General features: G+C 57.8%; 14 protein-coding genes. 6 read left to right on the top strand and 8 right to left on the bottom strand.

Translation table 11 applies throughout. The features are described 5' to 3' along the window. Nucleotides 1-7: 7 nt before the first annotated feature. The 4 genes from ACUNV4_RS19130 to ACUNV4_RS19115 form a co-directional block, all read right to left on the bottom strand. Nucleotides 8-391, bottom strand: a complete 384-nt coding sequence (locus tag ACUNV4_RS19130; protein ID WP_430880204.1) for a DUF6394 family protein — start codon at nucleotides 389-391, stop codon at nucleotides 8-10. A 226-nt stretch (nucleotides 392-617) separates the two neighbouring features. Further along, on the bottom strand, nucleotides 618-1811 hold the full coding sequence (locus tag ACUNV4_RS19125; RefSeq protein ID WP_430880203.1) for a serine hydrolase domain-containing protein: 1194 nt from the start codon (nucleotides 1809-1811) through the stop codon (nucleotides 618-620). A 46-nt stretch (nucleotides 1812-1857) separates the two neighbouring features. Continuing rightward, nucleotides 1858-3501: a flavin-containing monooxygenase gene (locus ACUNV4_RS19120; protein ID WP_430880202.1), complete on the bottom strand. Its 1644-nt coding sequence runs from the start codon at nucleotides 3499-3501 to the stop codon at nucleotides 1858-1860. Between the two features lie 242 nt (nucleotides 3502-3743). Then, nucleotides 3744-4667, bottom strand: coding sequence for a helix-turn-helix domain-containing protein (locus ACUNV4_RS19115; RefSeq protein WP_430880201.1), 924 nt, complete (start codon nucleotides 4665-4667; stop codon nucleotides 3744-3746). A 327-nt stretch (nucleotides 4668-4994) separates the two neighbouring features. Here ACUNV4_RS19115 and glmU point away from each other — a divergent pair, with 327 nt between their 5' ends. Then, nucleotides 4995-6353 carry a bifunctional UDP-N-acetylglucosamine diphosphorylase/glucosamine-1-phosphate N-acetyltransferase GlmU gene (gene glmU, locus ACUNV4_RS19110; RefSeq protein WP_430880200.1) on the top strand — a complete coding sequence of 453 codons (1359 nt, stop codon included), beginning with the start codon at nucleotides 4995-4997 and terminating at the stop codon, nucleotides 6351-6353. A gap of 48 nt (nucleotides 6354-6401) precedes the next feature. Next, nucleotides 6402-8234 (top strand): glutamine--fructose-6-phosphate transaminase (isomerizing), encoded by a 1833-nt coding sequence (glmS, locus tag ACUNV4_RS19105; protein ID WP_430880199.1) that lies wholly within the window; start codon nucleotides 6402-6404, stop codon nucleotides 8232-8234. 286 nt (nucleotides 8235-8520) lie between these two features. Here glmS and ACUNV4_RS19100 read toward each other — a convergent pair whose 3' ends face one another. After that, the gene (locus ACUNV4_RS19100) at nucleotides 8521-8667 is read right to left on the bottom strand and encodes a hypothetical protein (protein ID WP_430880198.1); all 147 of its coding nucleotides are present in this window, start codon (nucleotides 8665-8667) and stop codon (nucleotides 8521-8523) included. A gap of 327 nt (nucleotides 8668-8994) precedes the next feature. On the opposite strand from ACUNV4_RS19100, the gene ACUNV4_RS19095 reads away from it, so the two are divergent. After that, entirely contained in the window at nucleotides 8995-9882 is an 888-nt protein-coding gene (locus tag ACUNV4_RS19095; RefSeq protein ID WP_430880197.1) for a DMT family transporter, read from the top strand. Here ACUNV4_RS19095 and ACUNV4_RS19090 read toward each other — a convergent pair. Beyond that, nucleotides 9864-11225: an MFS transporter gene (locus ACUNV4_RS19090; protein WP_430880196.1), complete on the bottom strand. Its 1362-nt coding sequence runs from the start codon at nucleotides 11223-11225 to the stop codon at nucleotides 9864-9866. The genes ACUNV4_RS19095 and ACUNV4_RS19090 overlap by 19 nt on opposite strands. A 231-nt stretch (nucleotides 11226-11456) precedes the next feature. Between ACUNV4_RS19090 and ACUNV4_RS19085 the strand changes: the two genes are divergently transcribed. The 3 genes from ACUNV4_RS19085 (at nucleotide 11457) to ACUNV4_RS19075 (ending at nucleotide 15574) form a co-directional block, all read left to right on the top strand. Then, entirely contained in the window at nucleotides 11457-12047 is a 591-nt protein-coding gene (locus ACUNV4_RS19085; protein ID WP_430880195.1) for a 2-hydroxychromene-2-carboxylate isomerase, read from the top strand. Nucleotides 12048-12185: 138 nt separating this feature from the next. Continuing rightward, a complete protein-coding gene (locus ACUNV4_RS19080; RefSeq protein WP_430880194.1) occupies nucleotides 12186-13775 on the top strand; it encodes an ABC transporter substrate-binding protein in 1590 nt (529 codons plus the stop codon). A gap of 170 nt (nucleotides 13776-13945) precedes the next feature. Then, on the top strand, nucleotides 13946-15574 hold the full coding sequence (locus ACUNV4_RS19075; RefSeq protein ID WP_430880193.1) for a family 16 glycosylhydrolase: 1629 nt from the start codon (nucleotides 13946-13948) through the stop codon (nucleotides 15572-15574). A gap of 277 nt (nucleotides 15575-15851) precedes the next feature. Here ACUNV4_RS19075 and ACUNV4_RS19070 read toward each other — a convergent pair whose 3' ends face one another. Then, nucleotides 15852-16217, bottom strand: a complete 366-nt coding sequence (locus tag ACUNV4_RS19070; RefSeq protein ID WP_430880192.1) for a hypothetical protein — start codon at nucleotides 16215-16217, stop codon at nucleotides 15852-15854. A 196-nt stretch (nucleotides 16218-16413) separates the two neighbouring features. Continuing rightward, complete coding sequence (locus ACUNV4_RS19065; protein ID WP_430880191.1) at nucleotides 16414-18789, bottom strand: membrane-bound PQQ-dependent dehydrogenase, glucose/quinate/shikimate family; 2376 nt, start codon at nucleotides 18787-18789, stop codon at nucleotides 16414-16416. Between the last annotated feature and the right edge of the window lie 15 nt (nucleotides 18790-18804).

Here is an 18804-nt window from a genome sequence, read left to right as displayed (position 1 = left end):
CGTGTGCCTAGCGGCGAGACATCAGCGCATCACCGACGAGGATGACCGCCGAGACGATATTCGCCACCAGGGCACCGGCGGCCAGCGACACGATATTCACCGTGGCATCTGCACTGGGTCCGGTGGCCGAATCGCTCTCGGCAACGATCCAGAAGATTCGGGCCGTGATCAGCAGCAGGTCGGCAACCAGACTGGCGGCCAGCAGCAGAGCGCCGATCTGGGAGCGATCTCCGAGTTTCAGGCCGGTTGCAATCAGGTTGACCAGTATGGCAATGGTCAGTACCCAGACATCGTGATGATTCGGGTTGTCGATCTCACCCATGACGAAGACCAGATTGAAGGTCAACGCCAGGATCGTGAAAAAACCGAAGACTACCCGTTCCAGATTCATGCCTGTTCCCCGTAGACCGTGGCCAAGTCATGCACGTGGGACGTGGATGACGCCATCGACACTGCCAGTGTACACCCGCGGATGAACGACGCTGACTTTGGGTAACCTCGGATCATTCTGTCCTTGTATCCCTGTTGTAGTACGCGATGCGTCGAGCGATTGCGTCTACCGTTCTTGGCACAGGCCTGGTCTATCGACCAGACCTGTTAGTTGCCTGGCTACGCTATCAGGCTGCCTGAGCGCTTTTCAGAGAATCATAGAAGGCGGTTTCCAGCTGCATGTAGCCGGTAAACGAGGCGACATCGGCAAAGGGCAGAATCTGCGTCGCCCAGAAACCGCCATAGCCGTTCTGACGGTCAATCCAGTAGAACAGATTGGCAAGCCCCGCCCAGCCCAGGGCACCGGCCGGACGACCTGTGGGTGCGGTTTCATCATTGACCATGAAGCTGAACGCCCAGGATTTTTCCTGACCGGGGAAGAACTCAGCATCGTTGGACAGTGAGGGAATCACGCCCGGCAGGGCGCAGATCTTGCGGCTACCCAGATGGTTCTGTTCTGCCATCTTCACGGTCTCGGGTTTCAGCACCTGACCGTGCTCTCCCTGACCATCGTTGAGCCACATGCGAATGAAGCGCATGTAGTCGCCGACCGTGCCGTAGAGGCCGTGTCCGCCCATGTGAATATCCGGTTTGTCCGGTAATTCGAACTCCATGGGCGTTAGTGAAGCATCTTCGTTGCGCGCATGCATGATGGCCAGTCGCGCGCGCAGATCATCATTGAGCTCGAAGGTCATGTCCTGGATACCCAGGGGGTCGAAGATGCGTTTCTGAAACACCTCACCCAGCCGCATGCCGCTGATGCCTTCCACAACTTGTCCACACCAGTCCATGTTGCTGCCGTACTCCCATTGCTCGTCGGGGTCACGCAGCAGGGGGGTCATCAAAGCCTCCTTCGATGCCGTGATGACACTGGGCTGGCCCTGTTCCTGAGCCAGGCGATGATAGGTTTCGTTGAAGAAGTCATAACCGAATCCAGCAGTATGCAGAAGCAGCATTCGAGTGGTGATGTCCCGTTTCGGAGCGCGCAGTCGAGGTGTCCCGTCATCGTCAAAGCCTTCGATGACCTGCAGTTTGCCGATATCGGGAGCGTACTGGCTGGCCGGTGCATCCAGGTCCAGTTTTCCCTGCTCCACCAGCTGCAGGGCGGCCGTCGCGGTGATGGCCTTGGTGGTGGAAAAAATGGCGAAAGCGCTGTCGGTCGTCATGTCCGTATCACTACCCTGCGAGCGCTTGCCAGCGGCGCCTTCATAGAGATTGCTTTCTCTGTCAGTGACCATGGCGACGACACCGGGTACACCCGGGTCGGCGGCGACGGTATTGGTCAGAATGTCATCAGCAGTTTGTGTGAATGTCTTGTTCAAGGGGATTCTCCGTGGTTGTCGGTAATGGCTCTGTTCGAGTCGAGCCTTATTGCATGGCAAAACCTTCGTATTCGCGTTGCGCGACATCGTCGCATTTGGCCTTGTAGGTGCCGACACCGCCGCAGTAGGAGAGCAAGCGTCGGGGTTTTCCCGGTATGTTGCTGCCCATGTACCAGGAGTCGGTCTTGGTAATCAGCGTGGCATTGGCCGTCTCGTCATGGTGCTGCACCCATTGTTCCTCGGTCTCTGCCAATGGTTCGATAACGCGATGTGCGTTCTGTCGCAGGTAGTGAATGCAGTTGCTGATCCACTCGGTCTGCTGTTGCAGGCAGGTAGCCATATTGCACAGGGCGGCGGATGGGGCAAGGGGCACAGCGGTGGTGAACAGGTTCGGATAGCCATGAATCTGCAGACCCATGGTGGTACGAATATCCCGGCCCCATTCCTCCTTGAGAGAGCGCCCGTCACGTCCGCGTATATCGATGCGGGTCAAGGCGCCGGAGCCTGCGTCGAAACCGGTGGCCAGCACGATCACGTCCAGTTCATGCACGGTACCGTCAGCCGTTTGTATGCCCTCTGGCAACACACGCTCGATGGGGTTGTCCCTTACCGGAACGGCTTCCACGTTATCGCGCAGGTAAACCTCGAGGTAGTTGGTTTCCAGTGGAACACGATGGGTGCCAAAGCCATAGTCGGTAGGTATCAGCAGGTCGCACAGTTGCGGATCACCCAGACGCTTGCGCATCTTTTCGCGCACGAATTCGGATATTTCCTCACTCACCGTTTCATCGAAGAACATCTCGGCAAACGAGGCCAGCCATAGTTTCAGTGAGCCATTGGCGTAGGTGTCTTCGAGACGAGCAAGGCGTTGCTCGGGTGTCAGCTCAGCCCAGGTCACTTCGAAATCGTATTCGAAACCTGCGAAAGTATGTGGCAGGGTGTCCTTGAGTTCCCTGAAACGCTGTTGGTAATCGCTCACCTGCTCCGGGCCGTAGCTGGGGTTCTTCATCGGCAGCACATACTGTGGTGTTCTGACAAAGACCTTGAGTTGATCAACCTGGTCGGCGATGGTCTGGATGACCTGGATGCCGGTGGCACCGATGCCGACCACACCCACGCGTTTTCCAGCCAGCTTGACCGGGTCGTGCGGCCAGCGTGAAGTGTGAAATATCTCACCGTTGAAGCTGTCCTGACCCGGGAACATGTCGGTGAGTGGGGCGGAGAGCATGCCGCAACAGGTGACGAGAAACTGCGTGTCGATAAGCTCGCCCGAGTCGGTGGTGACGCTCCAACGCTGTCGGTTCTCATCGAAGTGAGCACTGACGATCTGAGTGTTGAACTGAATATCCTTCTTCAGATCCAGTTCATCGGCGACATAGTTCATCCAACGCTCGATTTCGGGTTGCCCGGGGAAGCGTTCGCTCCATTGCCAGCCCATGTACAGCTCTTCGGAGAACAGGTACTGATAGATGTAGGATTCCGAATCGAATTTGGCTCCGGGGTAGCGGTTCCAGTACCAGGTGCCGCCTACACCACCTGCAGCATCGTAGGCGCGAACCGACAGGCCTTGCTCGCGTAACTGATGCAGCTGATACAGTCCGGCCACCCCCGCGCCGATGATCAGGGCGTCCAGGGTTCTCGTTGGGAGATTGACAGAGGCGTTTTCCGATGTGCTGGTGTGCGAATTCATGATGACATTCCTCGATGGTCTGTGAGACCGCTCTTGCAAGCGGATACTGATCTGGCGTTGAATCAGGTGTTGGCAGAATCAGCGGCTTGCCACGATCAAGTGGCAGATCCTGTCACAACACTTGTGCGCCTGCGGAATGTCACTGTAGGCAATCGAGAAGGGTTGGTATTGAATCGTTCGGTGAATTCATTGAATGGGGTTGGCAGCTCTATTCCCGGAGGCCCCGGGTGGTGCTTGATAACTCAATCCTGCGTGAGCTGTCGTGTCCGCCGGGACTTACGGAATGCCCCCGGCGTGACGCCATGGTGAGCGCGGAAGCTGCGTGTCATGTGTGCCTGATCGGAAAATCCACTGGCGGCGGCAACCTGTTTCAGGGGCAATTGATCGGCCCTCAGTAATGCCGTGGCCCGATCGATGCGATGTTGCATGACCAGTGCCTGGGCCGTACAGCCGAGTGTTCGCTGTACCTGACGCCCGAACGTCCAGACACCCAGATTGAGCAACTCGGCCAACTCGGCCAGTGTGATGCTGTCCTGCAAGTGTGCGTCGATGTACTCCCGCAGACGTGATAACTGCAATGGACTCAGTTGTCCGTTTCGGGGTTTTGCCCGCTCGGCGCAGCTGGCATAAAAGCGCAGCAGATGAACTGCAAGTTGAACCCCCAGTGCCTCTGCGTACAAGGCATTGCCCTTTTTCTGATGGCCTGCCTCCAGTGTCATCATGTCGACAATACCATTGACCACCGGGTCTGTGCCTCTGAGAACATCGTGTAACAGAATCTCCCCGACCTCCTTGTCCAGCATGTCGCTGGCGACTCGAGACATCAATTCATTGGACAGATACAGGTGAGAGACTTCGACGTCATCGGTCCAGTGCCAGTGAGAATCGGCGGCACGTGACAACAGTGAGAAATGGCCGGGTTGGCATTTCGTGCGGGTCCACTGCCCGTCGAACTGACGGTCCATGGGCGTCTCGCCCACGTGGTAGCGTACGACCATGAAGCGCTCCATGGCCGGGATTTCCACATCCTGTCCCTGGTAGCGATAACTGCATTGGGACACGTCTTTCCAGTCCAGCTGGTGACTGGAACAGGTCGCGACGCCGGGTACCCAAAGAGGTAGTTCTTCCGGCGAGATCAGTTTGTCGGGCTTGCAGGGCGTGGGCATGATCAAACAGTCGTCATCGGCGCGGATTCGGTGATGAACCACTCTGATGGTCTTGGGCCGACTTGTAGTGTCACCCTGTCTTGCCGTCAATTCAAGTGTTTTGTGACTCTCTGTCATCCTTCGTGGCGGTGTGAATCCCCGCCTTGTGCAATTCAGGCTCGATTGGCACCGCAAGCAAATCGCTGTCCAGATTCTTTCTGATCCTGTGAGCTGAAGCTGCTTTTGAGCAAGCAGACGATTTCTGTTATCGGGCAGGGCTCAACCCGATTTGGTCGACACCCGCTAACAAGTGAGATAATGAGCAGTTTTCTCAACCAGGATTGACTGATGACCACTCGACTGATCGTGCTTGCAGCCGGCAAGGGCACGCGAATGAAATCAGCGATGCCCAAGGTATTGCATCGCCTGGCAGGCAAGCCCTTGCTGGGGCATGTCCTCGATACGGGCCTGCAACTGAACCCTGCCAGCATCACGGTTGTCATCGGGCATGGTGCCGATCAGGTCCAGAGCACCATCGAGCAGCCGGTGAAATGGGCGCTGCAATCCGAGCAGCTGGGCACCGGGCATGCAGTGAGAGAGGGGCTCGACGGCATCGAGGACTCGGATACCGTGTTGATTACCTATGGTGATGTGCCATTGACCCGGGCATCCACCTACCAGGCCTTGCTGGATGCCTGTGACGAACAGACCATTGGCCTGTTGACCCTGATGATGGACGATCCGACCGGTTATGGTCGCATCCTGCGCGAAGGCGGCGCGATCGTCGGTGTCGTGGAGCAGAAGGATGCCACACCGGATCAACTGGGTATCACAGAGGTCAATGCCGGTGTCGTGGCCATCAAGGGTGGCAGTCTGCGCGATCTGCTCAGTCGAATCGACAACAACAACGCTCAAGGTGAGTTCTACCTGACCGACATACACGAGCTGGCGGTCAAGGACGGTCTGCGCGTGCAGGCGGTTCACCCACAGGATGAATGGGAAGTCGATGGGGTCAACAGCCGAGTGCAGCTGGCGAGGCTTGAACGATTGCATCAACAGCATCTGGCGGAAGAGCTGATGAACAACGGTGTGACCGTGGCAGACCCGGCCAGGATCGACATTCGCGGTACGTTGAAGACCGGAACCGATGTCACGATAGACGTCAATTGCGTGTTCGAAGGTGACTGCGTCATCGGCAATAATGTGAAAATCGGTCAAAACTGCCTGATTTCGGGCAGTGTCATTGCCGATGGCAGCACGATACTGGCAAACTGCGTTCTCGAAAATGCAGAAGTGGGCAGTGACGCCACGGTCGGGCCCTTCGCACGGTTACGTCCCGGTACTCGCACGGAGAGTGGCATCCGCATCGGCAATTTCGTGGAAACCAAGAACACCCACGTGGGTGAAGGCAGCAAGATCAATCACTTGAGTTATGTCGGAGACAGCACCCTGGGGCGGAATGTCAACGTGGGCGCGGGCACCATTACCTGCAACTATGATGGCGTCAACAAGCATCAGACCATTATTGGTGACAACGCCTTCATTGGCTCGAATTCCGCGCTGGTGGCGCCGGTCACCATCAGTGAAGGCGCAACCGTGGGTGCTGGATCGACCATCACCCGCAATGTACCGGCGGATCGTCTGTCACTGACGCGTGCCAGGCAGACCGATATCGAGAACTGGTCTCGACCCATCAAGAACAAGTAGTCAGGCGTCGCTGCGACGCCAGCAGATCAACTTTCAGGACGACAATCTATGTGCGGAATTGTAGGCGCTGTAGCTCAGCGAGACGTGGCAGGTATTCTGTTGATGGGGCTGCAAAGCCTGGAATACCGGGGTTATGATTCTGCTGGTATAGCAACGGTGGACGGGGATGGCTCGCTCAACCGGCTGCGTCGGGTCGGCAAGGTCAAGCAACTGGTCGAGGCGGTCGAGCAGTTCGGCATGATGGGTGGTACGGGTATTGCCCATACTCGCTGGGCCACACACGGTGAGCCGAACGAGGCCAATGCCCATCCGCATGTCTCGGTCGATCGAATCGCCGTGGTGCACAACGGCATCATCGAGAATCACCAGCAGCTGCGCGACAGACTCAAGGCGCTGAGCTATGACTTCACCTCCGATACCGACACCGAAGTGATTGCCCATCTGGTGGACCATGAACTGAAAACCTCGGGCAGCCTGTTCGAGGCCGTGCAAAAGGCCGTACCGCAGCTCGAGGGCGCCTACGGTACGGTGATCATGGATCGAACCGAACCCGATCAGCTCATCGTGGCACGCTCCGGTAGCCCGCTGGTCATAGGCTACGGCGTGGGCGAGCATTTCATTGCCTCGGATCAGCTGGCTCTGTTGCCGGTCACCCGGCGGTTTGCGTTCCTGGAAGAAGGTGATGTGGCACGCATTACCCGCACCAGTGTCGAGGTGGTGGATGTCGAGGGCAATGCCGTCGAACGTGCCGTGGAAGAATCGACCCTGTCCCACGATGCCAGTGACAAGGGCATCTACCGGCACTTCATGCAGAAGGAAATTCATGAACAGCCGGTGGCCATTCAGCGCACACTGGAAGATCGCATGGCAGCGGGCCGGGTGCTGGACACGGCCTTTGGCGAGAATGCCGAGGAATTGCTCAGTCAGGTGGAGCATGTGCAGATCATTGCCTGCGGTACCAGCTATCACGCCGGCATGACGGCACGCTACTGGTTCGAGGATTTCGCCGGTGTGTCATGCAATGTGGAGATTGCGTCCGAGTATCGTTATCGAAAGTCCCACGTGCGGCCAAACAGCCTTCTGGTCACCATTTCCCAGTCGGGCGAAACGGCCGATACCCTGGCCGCGCTGCGCCTGTCGCAGAAGCAGGGCTACATGACCAGCCTGACCATCTGCAACGTGCCGGGCTCATCGCTGACCCGTGAATCCGACATGACCTACCTGATGAAGGCCGGCGCTGAAATCGGAGTGGCCTCGACCAAGGCATTTACCGTACAGCTGTCGGCTCTGCTGATGCTGGCCGCCGCTGTCGGGCATCACAAGGGCATGAGCGCCGAGAAGGAAAAGCAGGTGGTTGCCGCCTTGCAGAGTCTGCCGGCAAAGATCGAGCAGGTGTTGAGCATGGATGAGGCCATTCAGGATCTGGCCGAGGATTTTGCCGACAAGCATCACAGCCTGTTCCTGGGGCGTGGAGATCAGTATCCGATTGCCATGGAAGGAGCATTGAAGCTCAAGGAAATCTCCTATATCCATGCCGAGGCCTATGCTGCGGGTGAACTCAAGCATGGCCCCCTGGCATTGATTGATGCGGACATGCCGGTCATCGTTGTCGCGCCAAACAACGAGCTGGTCGAGAAACTCAAGTCCAACGTCGAAGAGGTGCGTGCACGCGGTGGTCTGATGTATGTCTTCGCCGACAAGCAGGCTCAGTTTGTCAGTGATCAGACGATGACCGTGCTGGAAGTGCCACATTGCGATCCGCTGATTGCACCGATCATCTACACGATTCCGCTGCAGTTGCTGTCGTACCACGTGGCGCTGATCAAGGGGACCGATGTGGATCAGCCGAGGAACCTGGCAAAGTCCGTGACGGTGGAGTAGGTTCGATGGCTGTCGAGCGAGATCCTGCCTCAAGCACAAGCACAAGCACAAGCACAAGCACAAGCACAAGCACAAGCACAAGCACTTGGGCGAATTTCGTCGTATCGTATTTGTCGGTATGAATCACTCACTTCGTTGATGTGATCTGGCCTCTTTCCATGCCCTGACTTCCAGTTGTCGGGGCATGAAAGAACCCAACGTTGAAGCTCGTGCGCTTTTCGCTTGTTACTCGGTCAAGGTCTCGTAGTCGATAGCTGCGCCTCTTGGTCTTGTCGACAAGGAACGCTTATGCGCTGAGGATTGCAGCTCGGCGTTCTTTGACAAAATCAGGTGTATATCTGTTCTTGCTTTCTTGATCACCAAAGCCAAGACGCTGATACACATTTCCACCAATTCCCGGAATCACCTCACCAGTATCGGACTTGTCTTTCAAAAGCAGCTTATACGTTGCTTAACCACAATAAAGAACGCGGGTGCAAGGAAGTGATGCAACATTTGCTGTTACAGCTTCCTGAAAAACGAAAGATCATTGGAAGAGTGGGTGAAATGCAAAAGCATCTAGACAGATTTTGAAGCACAGGTACTGGCGGTGCTCATGAATCAGAGCAATGCGCTCATCCCTCCCAATCCTGCCGCTCGCCAATGTGGCGTATGGATCCGATCACAATCGCATTGACGAGTGTCAGCGACGCATTTCAGACAGCCAGTCGCTCGACAAGGGATTATGATTCATGCCCCTGTTTGATGCTGATGTACCGACATGTCCCCCAATCTGCGTGCGAGCCTGTACATGGTATCGTCCATGGCGGGCTTTGCCGTCAATGATGCGCTGGTCAAGTCGCTTGACGGTGCCTTGCCGACCACGCAGGTACTGGCGGTTCGCGGCCTGATTCTGAGTATTCTCATCGGTCTGGTGCTGTGGCAGAGGGGTCTGTTGCCACGTCTGAGGGAAGCGCTGACACCCTTGGTCGGATTGCGGGCCAGCATGGAGCTGGCGGCGGCCTACTGCTTTCTGATGGCATTGGTGGCGCTACCCTTTGCCAATGTTTCGGCCATTCTTCAGGCTCTACCCCTGGCGGTAACTCTGGGCGCGGCACTGGTGTTTCGAGAAGCGGTCGGCTGGCGGCGCTGGACGGCCATTGCCGTGGGCTTTGCCGGGGTCATGATCATCATTCGCCCGGGCACTGGTGGGTTTGCACCGGCATCGCTGTGGGTGGTCATCTCGGTACTGTTTGCCGCCGCACGGGATCTGTCTACCCGCGCCCTGCCGGCATCCCTGCCTTCACTGCTGGTCAGTGGCGCCACTACCGTGCTGGTGTCCGTATTCGGCTTCGTCATGGTATATCTGGCCGGCAACTGGACAGGCATGTCGTGGCCGCAGCTGGGCATCCTGTCCCTGGCCGCCGCCTTTCTGTTCGTCGGTTATCAGTTCATCGTCCTGTCGATGCGAACCGGAGATGTGGCCTATGTGGTGCCCTATCGTTACACCAGTTTGCTGTGGAGTATCATGCTCGGTTATCTGGTCTTCGATGAAGTCCCCGACGGCTTCACCCTGCTGGGATCGGGGGTCGTCATCGCGATGGGGCTGTTCACGCTTTATCGGGAGCTCACGCAGACCAGACGCTTGCGTCAGTCGGTCTTGCCCTGAGGTGTGCTCGGGGTTTCGCCGTCACTGCCGTCGTCCATGCGTTGTATCACCTCGTCGTCATAGAGGCGTGATTCGAAGACCTCTTCGGCATCTTCGAGTTCTTCCAGTTGTTCTTCCTCGGCGGCAGACAGGGCAAATTCGGTTGCCAGGCCACTGGTGCGAGCCGAGATCGGCAGATAGGGTGAGGCCTCGTGCACCACATCGTGGGCGCGCTGGCTGATCCGGTAGATGCCGTACAGGCAGATGCAACTCAGCAACAGGAACAGGGTGATGAAATACCACTCGATGCCGAATTTGGTCATGAGGAAACCCACGATGACGGGACCGGTCATGGCGCCGAATCCGTTGATGAACAACAGTCCGCCGGCAGCCGACGCCATCTGGTCCTGTTCCAGATAGTCATTGGCATAGGCCACCAGTAGCGAGTAGGTAGGATTGGCCGCGCCGCCGAGCAGAAAGGCTGCCAGCAACAGCACCAGATAGTTGTCGCCAAGGTACATGCCCATCATGGAGACCAGCGCCCCGACAGCGGTTACGCCGATGATCAGCAGGCGTCGGTCGATCTTGTCTGACAGCCAGCCGATGGGAAACTGGAAGACCATGGCACCCAGAAAGATGGCGGTAATGAAATAGGACGTCTGCGCAATGCTCAGGCCGCGTTCGGTGGCATAGACCGGCGACATGGCATAGAGCACGGCGTACACGCCGCCGAGCAACAGAATGCCGAAGCAGGCGAGTGGTGAGGTCTTGATCAGTTCCTTGAGAGACATCGGCCGGGCCGCGCTGATTCGCGGCGCACTGGACGAGGAGGAGAGCAGCATGGGGGCAAAGGAGACAGAGACCAGTACCGTGATCAGCACGAACAGATCATAGCCAGCGGGATCGGCGACATTGAGCAGCAACTGCCCAAGCACCATGCCAGCCATTTGCACGATCAGGTACAGAGACAGGGCCTGCCCGCGGGATTCATTCGACGCGGAGTGATTCAGCCAGCTCTCGGCCACGACATAGATGCCGGAGAAGCAGAAGCCGACCAGCACACGCAGCAACCACCAGGCAATGGGGTCCACCACGGCGGCATAGAGAATGAAGGCCGCCGACACCAGAGAGCCGAGTGCCGCAAAGACCCTGACATGGCCGACGTGCTGCAACATGATGGGTGTCAGTCTGGAGCCACCCAGAAAACCGACGAAATAACCCGCCATGATGAAACCCATGGTGGACGAGTTGATCTGTTCCAGCGAACCGCGTACGCCCAGCAGGGTGCCTTGCAGGCCGTTGCCCAGCATCAATAGCAGGACACCGAGCATCAGGGCCCAGGAATGTTTGAGTACGAGCAGCATGAGGGGAGTCTGGCAGAATGTGCCCACATTGTACGGGTCCACGACACTCGCTGGCAGCGGGATTACCCCGGAATGGGGAATCCGGTGTTCTGGTTGCGACACGGCAATGCGTATACTCGCTATCGTCAGTCCGTCAGGGAGCAGGCGGTATGGCTATCCCCGCAAAGGGTGTCCGGGGTCTCCTGCAGGATTCGGATGCCGTTTTTCCTTCACAGCCTGGAGAATATTCACTTGAGCAAGACAGTCGATTACTATCACTTCCTGATATCGCCCTGGAGCTATCTGGCCATCGGCAAATTCAATGAACTCAAGGCGCGCACGGGTATAACCGTGAATTATCTGCCCATTGATGTGGCCTCTACCTTCGGCAACATGGGTGGTCAGCCACCGGCCAAGCGCCATCCCTCGCGCCAGCGATTCCGCATGGACGAGCTCAAGCGCTGGTCCAGCTACCTGAATGTACCGATGAACCTGACCCCCGCCCATTTTCCGGCGGACCAGACGCTGGCGGCCTGTATGGTTTACGCCGCCACGGCCGATCAGTCCGCTGCCCTGAGCGATGCCATTCTGACCGCTGTCTGGCGCGACGAGAAGAATATTGCCGACCCCCAAACACTGGTCGAGATTGCGAACGACTGCGGCATTGATGGCAAGGCGCTGCTGGCAGCCGCTGACAATGATGCCATGCGCCAGAAGTTGATGGACGTGACGGCCGATGCTCACAGCAAGGACGTATTCGGTTCGCCTACCTATGCTCTGGATGGGGAACTTTTCTGGGGTCAGGACAGACTGGACTTTCTGGAGCGCGCCATTCGCGGTTGAGCAGGCTGACGCCGCTTGTGGGGCGATGTGCCTTGTCCGGTCGTAGTGACAGTGCCGTGCCGGGGCGCATCGCCGTGTCGGCTTCACGACACAACATTGATTACCCACGCAGACCTACCCAAAAGAGGACACAATTCGATGCTTGAATTCCTGAGGACGTCATTGCGACGTACCGCGACCCTGACAGCCGGTGTGGCGCTGATGTTGCCGCTGGCCGGTCAGGCCGAGACCTTTCGCTGGGCCGGTACGACCGATCCACAGACCATGGATCCGCATGCCAGCAATACGGCCCCCGTACTGGGCTTCCTGAACAACGTCTACGAAGGGCTGGTGCGCCGTGACAAGCAGATGCAGGTGGAGCCGGCACTGGCCACTGAATGGGAACAGCTGGAAGAGAATGGCTGGCGTTTCAAATTGCGTGAAGGCGTCACCTTTCATGATGGGTCCACATTCAATGCCGATGATGTGCTGTTCTCTTACGAGCGCGCATCGTCCGAAGAGTCGGACGCGCGCTCATGGTTTGCCTCGGTCAGTGAAGTGCGTGTGGTCGATGATTACACCATCGACTTTCTGACCAGTGAGCCCAATCCCCTGTTCCCCGGCTCCATTGCCAATTTCATGATCATGGATCGGGATTGGTCGGAGAAGAATCAGGCCGAAAGGCCGTCCAAGGAGGCCGAGAACTTCGCCACGCGCAACGCCAACGGCACCGGCGCCTTTCGGGTCACCGCACGCGACCCGGGTGTACGTACCGAGTTGGCGCCTTTCGATGGTTGGTGGGATACGCTGGAGAGCAATATCACAGAAGCTGTCTTCACCCCGATCGGCCAGAGTGCCACCGCCATGGCAGCATTGCTGTCCGGCGAGATCGATTTCGTTTCCCCCATACCGCTGCAGGATGTGCCGCGCATGAAGGAGCGTAGCGACTTCACTGTTCATGAAGGCATCGAGGCTCGCGTCATCATGTTCGGCTTCAAGCACGATGGCGATGCGCTGATGTTCTCGCAGGACGTGCAGGGCAAGAACCCCTTCCAGGACCCTCGCGTGCGTCGTGCGGCCTATCAGTCCATCGATGTGGACACCCTGATCGCGAAGATCATGCGTGGCAACGCTCAGCCGGCATCGCAGCTGGTGTCCGAGGACATGAGTGGCTACTCCACGAGTCTGAGCGAGCGTTTCGCTTATGACCCGGAGGCGGCCCGGGCCCTGTTGGCCGAAGCCGGTTATCCGGACGGTTTCAGCTTCGGCCTGCAATGCCCGAATGATCGGTACATCAACGATGAGTCCATCTGCAAGGCAGCTGCCTCCATGATGGCCAAGGTGGGTCTGAACGCGAAGTTGTCCAGCATGCCGGTGCGCAACTACTGGCCAGAACTGCGTGAGGACAAGTTCGACATGTATCTGCTGGGCTGGTCGCCCGGTACCTTCGATGCCGAGCATCCGATTCGTTTTCTGGCAGCCACGCCCAATGAAGAAAAGAAGCTGGGCAGCTGGAATTTCGGTGGCTACTCGAATGCACGAATCGATGAATTGCTGCCGCAGATCCAGGTGGAGCTGGATGCCGACAAGCGTCAGGCCATGATCGACGAAGTCAATCAGCTGATGCAGGACGAGACAGCCTACATTCCCCTGTATGTGCAGCCGCTGATCTGGGCATCGAAGGATTCCATTTCACTGACGCAGCGCAGCGACAACTTCTTCATCCTGCGTTGGGTCAGCGTCAACTGAGCCACTGACGTGATCGGCACATGAGGCAGGTGCGACTTGCCTCATGTGTCACCTGACCGGCTAGTCGTGCTGCTGCTCCTGTGTTGACGGCAGAGCGGTATTGCTACCCTGGCCGGGAATGCCGGTACCACGCTAGACTGGGGCTGTACATCGCCATTGCGTGCAGCTTCATGTTGATATCCCGTACTCTGCTTTCCGTGGTTGTACTGTTTCTGTCCGCCCGGGCAGCAGCAGATACCTGCGGCCTTCCCGATGCCAACGCTGACTATCGCCTGATATTCGAAGAGAACTTCGATGGCAGCGGACTGGATCGCGGGCGTTGGGACACGGAGTTCCTGTGGGGGCCCGGCGTCATCATCAACAACGAATCCCAGTACTACGTCAATGATGGGCAGTTCGGCTATGAGCCGTTCTCGGTGAGTGATGGTGTGCTGACAATCAAGGCTGACAAGGCGCCGTTTGATCGCTCGCAATTGTATCTGACGCGTTCCATCTATTCCTCCAGCGCCATTGAATTGCTGTGGCGAGCCCCGGAAGGTGCCGTGAGCTATGGTATCTACCGCGATGGGCAGAGGCAGGGCAGTGCCAGTGGCGGCTCCTTCCTGCAGACCGGCTTGCGTGATGGTATAGACTACGCCTACGAGGTGAGGGCGCTGGATCGCGCCGGCAATGTCCTGGTGACCGCGCAGTTGACGGTCAATACGGCAGACCGGCCCACGCCGGGCACGCAGCAGGCATTCACGCTGGGATTGGCCGCCAGCGTCTATTCCCCGACGGTGGCAGAGTTGCAATGGCTGTCTCCCAATCGTGCGTCGCGTTACGAGGTATATCGCGATGGGGCCTTGTATCGTTCTCTGAGTGGCAGTGACTACAAGAGCCTTTACGAAGTCGGCCTGGTCGAGGGACGTGACTATCGGTATCGCGTGGTGGCCTATGACCGCTGCGATGAACGCATCATCGAACAGAGTCTGACTCTCAATACCGGCAGTGGCGTCACACCGCCGGTCACCGCCAGCGAGCGTCTGGTGGTTCGCTCCAGCATCTACTCGGACTCCACTGCCGATATCGGCTGGAATGCGGTGCGGGGAGCACGTCGCTATCTGATTCACGACAATGGAGCTCTGGTAGCTGATACCGATGGTCGCTCCCTGTTCATCGATGACCTGGTACCCGGGGTCGATCGTCGTTTTCTGGTCATTGCTCTGGATGCCGATGGCAATGAACTGGACCGCACGACACGCGTACTGAACACCGCTGACAACAGTTTTGCGTTGAACCGCCAGCCCTATCTGTCCGGCATCATCACCAGCTACAACTCGTTGCGCTTTCGCTATGGTCGGGTCGAGGCGCGTGCTCGAATGCCGGCGGGCAAGGGGTTATGGAGTGCTTTCTGGTTGCTCAACGCCTACTACAAGCAGGACCAGCCGGAAGATCCGGAGATCGATATCATCGAGGCCATTGGTGATCGCGTCACCACGGCGAATCATGCCTATCACTATCAGGACGATCTGGATGGCGATGGTTTCTTCACCGATCGCCAATCTACCGAAATGCGCGCCTCGATCAGCGATTTCTCCGCTGATTTTCACACTTACCGGGTGGACTGGGAACCACAGCGCATCGTCTGGTATGTGGATGATGTGGAAACCGGACGCGTGGAAGGTGAACAGGTGTCGGACGAGCAGATGTACCTGATTGCCAACCTGGCGGTGGGTGGCAATTTTCCCGGACCGGCAGACAGCATGACGCCTTTTCCGGCGTTATTCGAGATTGACTACATACGGGTGTGGCAGCGGTAGAAATTCGGGAGCGAAGCACCTGTCACTCACGATATTGCGGTTGCCGATCCTTGGTAAAGTTTCCTTGCGCACTGAAGGGGCCGCCGAAAGTCGGCCTCTTTGTTCCGTAAGAACGGCCGCACTTCCATCTGCATGCTGAGTGTCAGGTTCTTGCCGAATCTTCTTTTCAGCGCTCGGAGTCTATAGTCAGCAGAAACTCCAACGGTCTGCATAGTGGAAGCGCGTCGTTTATCCGTACACCGTTTTCACAGGATTCTTTCGAAAACCGACGCGCCGCTCATTTTTCCTTGTCCGGGTGCGTATGCGTGGCAGGACCCCGATCATCGAACTCGGCATCAACGACGTTACGGCCTTGCGTCAGGTCAGCATCCCGAAGACGACCTGTTGACAGATCCAGTTCTTGTCGACTTTCATCGCGCATCGTATCCAGCTGATCGGGATCGACGCCGGGTACCCGACGACTATTGTTGGCCGGGTCCGCCGTATCGTGCATCGGAGCGCTGACATTGCTCTTGTCGGCCAATGGTTCGTCCACGAGGTTCTCATCGTCGGGGATGTCATCAGCTGGGACTGCTTGCCTTGCCGGATCGCTGTCGGAAAGATGCGGAGCGTGTGTGTTTCTGTCGGACTTTGTTACTGTCATGTCTTCTCCCATCAATTCGCAGGCATGCAGCCTGCTGGTGTCGACCAGTCTCTCTGAATGACGCATCCACATTGCTGCCGGTGTAACAATTATCCGGTTCGCTGTGCCGCCAGCACGGCGTTGTGCCGATGATATGTCAAAAGCTATCTGTGTCGGAGCGCTGTCCCGTGAAGCCGCGCAGCCACTGTCATGTTGCTCAGGGCAGCTTGTAGGCCATGACGTAATCACCCGCTGTCGTACCGATGGAACCATGTCCTCCGGCAACCAGTACAATCATCTGTTCGCCTTCACTGTTCATATAGCTCATGGGGGTTGCCTGACCACCCGCCGGCAGTCGCGCTTCCCATAGCTGCTCACCGTCGGACAGGCGATACGCGCGAAAGTAGTTATCGACCGTTGCGGCCAGAAAGGCCACGCCTCCCCGGGTAATGATGGGCCCACCAATACCGGGCACACCCATCTTTATCTTCAAAGGCAGGGGCGTCATGTCCTGAATAGTGCCATTCTTGTGTTTCCACTGGACCTCACCGCTACGCAGATCGGCGGCTGCCACGTAACCCCAGGGAGGCTGCTGGCAGGGGATTCCCAGTGGCGACAGAAACGGGCTGAGTTCCACGGCGTAATCGCCGCCTGCGTTTTCATTGAGGCCCTGCTCACCCTGGTTGGTTGGCCCGGTAGCAGAGGCATCTTCCTGTTTGGGTACCAGCCGGGAGGTGAAGGCAAGATACAGCGGCATACCGAACATGAGCTGTCGTTCAGGGTCCACGGCAATACTGCCCCAATTGAAAACGCCGAAGTTACCGGGGTATACCAGCGTGCCTTGTTCGGAAGGGGGCGTATACCGACCTTCGTAACGCAGAGACTGAAACTGGATGCGGCACATCATCTGGTCCAGCAGGCTGGCACCCCACATGTCTGCAGCACGTAGTGGTTCCGGATTGAAATTGAGCGCGGATACCGGTTGCGTGGGGGCCGTCCAGTCGTCTTCGATGGTGCCTTGAGGGGCGGGTACTTCCCAGATCGGCAAAATGGGATCGCCAGTCTGGCGGTCGAGAACGTAGACATCACCCTGCTTGGTGGGCACCACCAGGCCGGGCCGCAGTCCCTTGTCTGTCTGAATATCGACGAGACTGGGTTGTGCAGGTGTATCCATGTCCCACAGATCGTGATGCACGAACTGTTGTACCCACTGCGCTTCACCGGTCTCGAGGCTCAGAGCAACCACGGAGCTGGCATACTTCTCCTCTGCCGGCGTGCGGTACATGCCGAGTTGATCCGGGGTGCGATTGCCCATCGGAAAGTAGATCAAGCCCAGCTCTTCGTCGGCACTGGCCACCGACCAGCTGTTGGGTGAGCTGGTGGCGTAGGTTTCATCGTCGGCAATCGGCGAAGTGTCGTCAGGGTTGGCCGCATCCCAGTTCCAGCGCAATTCCCCGCTGCGGGCGTCGTAAGCCCGGATGACACCGGACGGCGCGTTGACGTCGTAATTATCGTTCACGGCACCGGCAACCACGACAAGTCCGGCTGCTACGACAGGGGGAGAGGTGGAGTAGTAGTAGCCATCCTGGGTGTGGGGCATGTTGTGCATCAAATCCAGCACGCCAGCCCGAGCGAAATTGCTGCAGCGCGCACCGGTGGTCGGATCTACGGCTATCAGGCGTGCATCGGAGGTGGGCATGAACAGTTGCGCATCGCAACTGATGGGCGGTAGGGATTCCGCAGGTTCGGACAATACCTCGGCGGGAACCGCAAACACATTGTTCGTCGTGGACAGGGTGTCGGCCTGATCTGCGGAAGCCGATGGCAGGTAGGAGACGCCCCGACACGTCTGATGCTGGCGCTGGCTCTGGGCAGGCACCTTTGCATCATGGACCCATTGTTCTTCACCAGTATCTGCGTCGAGAGCAACCAGCCAGTTATGCGGCGTGCACAGATAAAGGCTGTTGCCGATCTTCAGTGGAGTTGCTTCATAGGTGGTCTCGGTGACGTCTTCGGGTCCTCGCAGGTCGCCGGTCTGGTATTGCCATGACAGCTCCAGCTGAGCAACATTTTCGGGAGTGATCTGATCCAGTGGTGAATAGCGCTGCCCATGGTTGTTGCGCCCGTAACTCGTCCATTCGCCCTCATCGGTTGACAGGCCAGTGTCGGGATTACTTACGACTGCATTGGTTGTCGCAATGCCTTCAACACGGTGTGCATCGTGGAAGAGGCTGCCAATCAGGAATACACCAACAAGCAACCAGACGCCCTGGAGTACCCTGGGGGACAAGTCATCAGCTTTCCGAATCGGCCACAGCAGCGGAATCGCCAGTAAAAGCAGTACTCCCAGACGAGTTGCCAAGGGCCACCAATCGTAACCACTTTCCCACAAGGCCCATGTGGCCGTAACGGCGAGCAGGGCGGCATACAGAAGTCGCGCCGCGCTGCGTCTTGAGCGAATCAGAGCGGCTGTTGCCAGCAAGACAAGGCCTGCGAGGGCGTAGTAGATACTGCCTCCCAACATTACCAGCCAGACACCGCCGGCGAGCAGGGACAATCCCATCAATGCAAGAATGAGCGCGAGTAGAATCATCTTTGCGTACCCTGT

Source organism: Granulosicoccus sp. 3-233 (assembly GCF_052681095.1).
The sequence above is the reverse complement of the archived record's forward strand: the minus strand, read 5'-3'. Positions and strand labels throughout refer to the sequence as shown.

Excerpts from the sequence above, each read along its gene's own strand:
- ACUNV4_RS19130 (WP_430880204.1), bottom strand. The coding sequence starts at position 391 with ATGAATCTGGAACGGGTAGTCTTCGGTTTTTTCACGATCCTGGCGTTG.
- ACUNV4_RS19120 (WP_430880202.1), bottom strand. The coding sequence starts at position 3,501 with ATGAATTCGCACACCAGCACATCGGAAAACGCCTCTGTCAATCTCCCA.
- ACUNV4_RS19115 (WP_430880201.1), bottom strand. The coding sequence starts at position 4,667 with ATGCCCACGCCCTGCAAGCCCGACAAACTGATCTCGCCGGAAGAACTA.
- glmU (WP_430880200.1), top strand. The coding sequence starts at position 4,995 with ATGACCACTCGACTGATCGTGCTTGCAGCCGGCAAGGGCACGCGAATG.
- glmS (WP_430880199.1), top strand. The coding sequence starts at position 6,402 with ATGTGCGGAATTGTAGGCGCTGTAGCTCAGCGAGACGTGGCAGGTATT.
- ACUNV4_RS19095 (WP_430880197.1), top strand. The coding sequence starts at position 8,995 with ATGTCCCCCAATCTGCGTGCGAGCCTGTACATGGTATCGTCCATGGCG.
- ACUNV4_RS19090 (WP_430880196.1), bottom strand. The coding sequence starts at position 11,225 with ATGCTGCTCGTACTCAAACATTCCTGGGCCCTGATGCTCGGTGTCCTG.
- ACUNV4_RS19080 (WP_430880194.1), top strand. The coding sequence starts at position 12,186 with ATGCTTGAATTCCTGAGGACGTCATTGCGACGTACCGCGACCCTGACA.
- ACUNV4_RS19075 (WP_430880193.1), top strand. The coding sequence starts at position 13,946 with ATGTTGATATCCCGTACTCTGCTTTCCGTGGTTGTACTGTTTCTGTCC.
- ACUNV4_RS19070 (WP_430880192.1), bottom strand. The coding sequence starts at position 16,217 with ATGACAGTAACAAAGTCCGACAGAAACACACACGCTCCGCATCTTTCC.
- ACUNV4_RS19065 (WP_430880191.1), bottom strand. The coding sequence starts at position 18,789 with ATGATTCTACTCGCGCTCATTCTTGCATTGATGGGATTGTCCCTGCTC.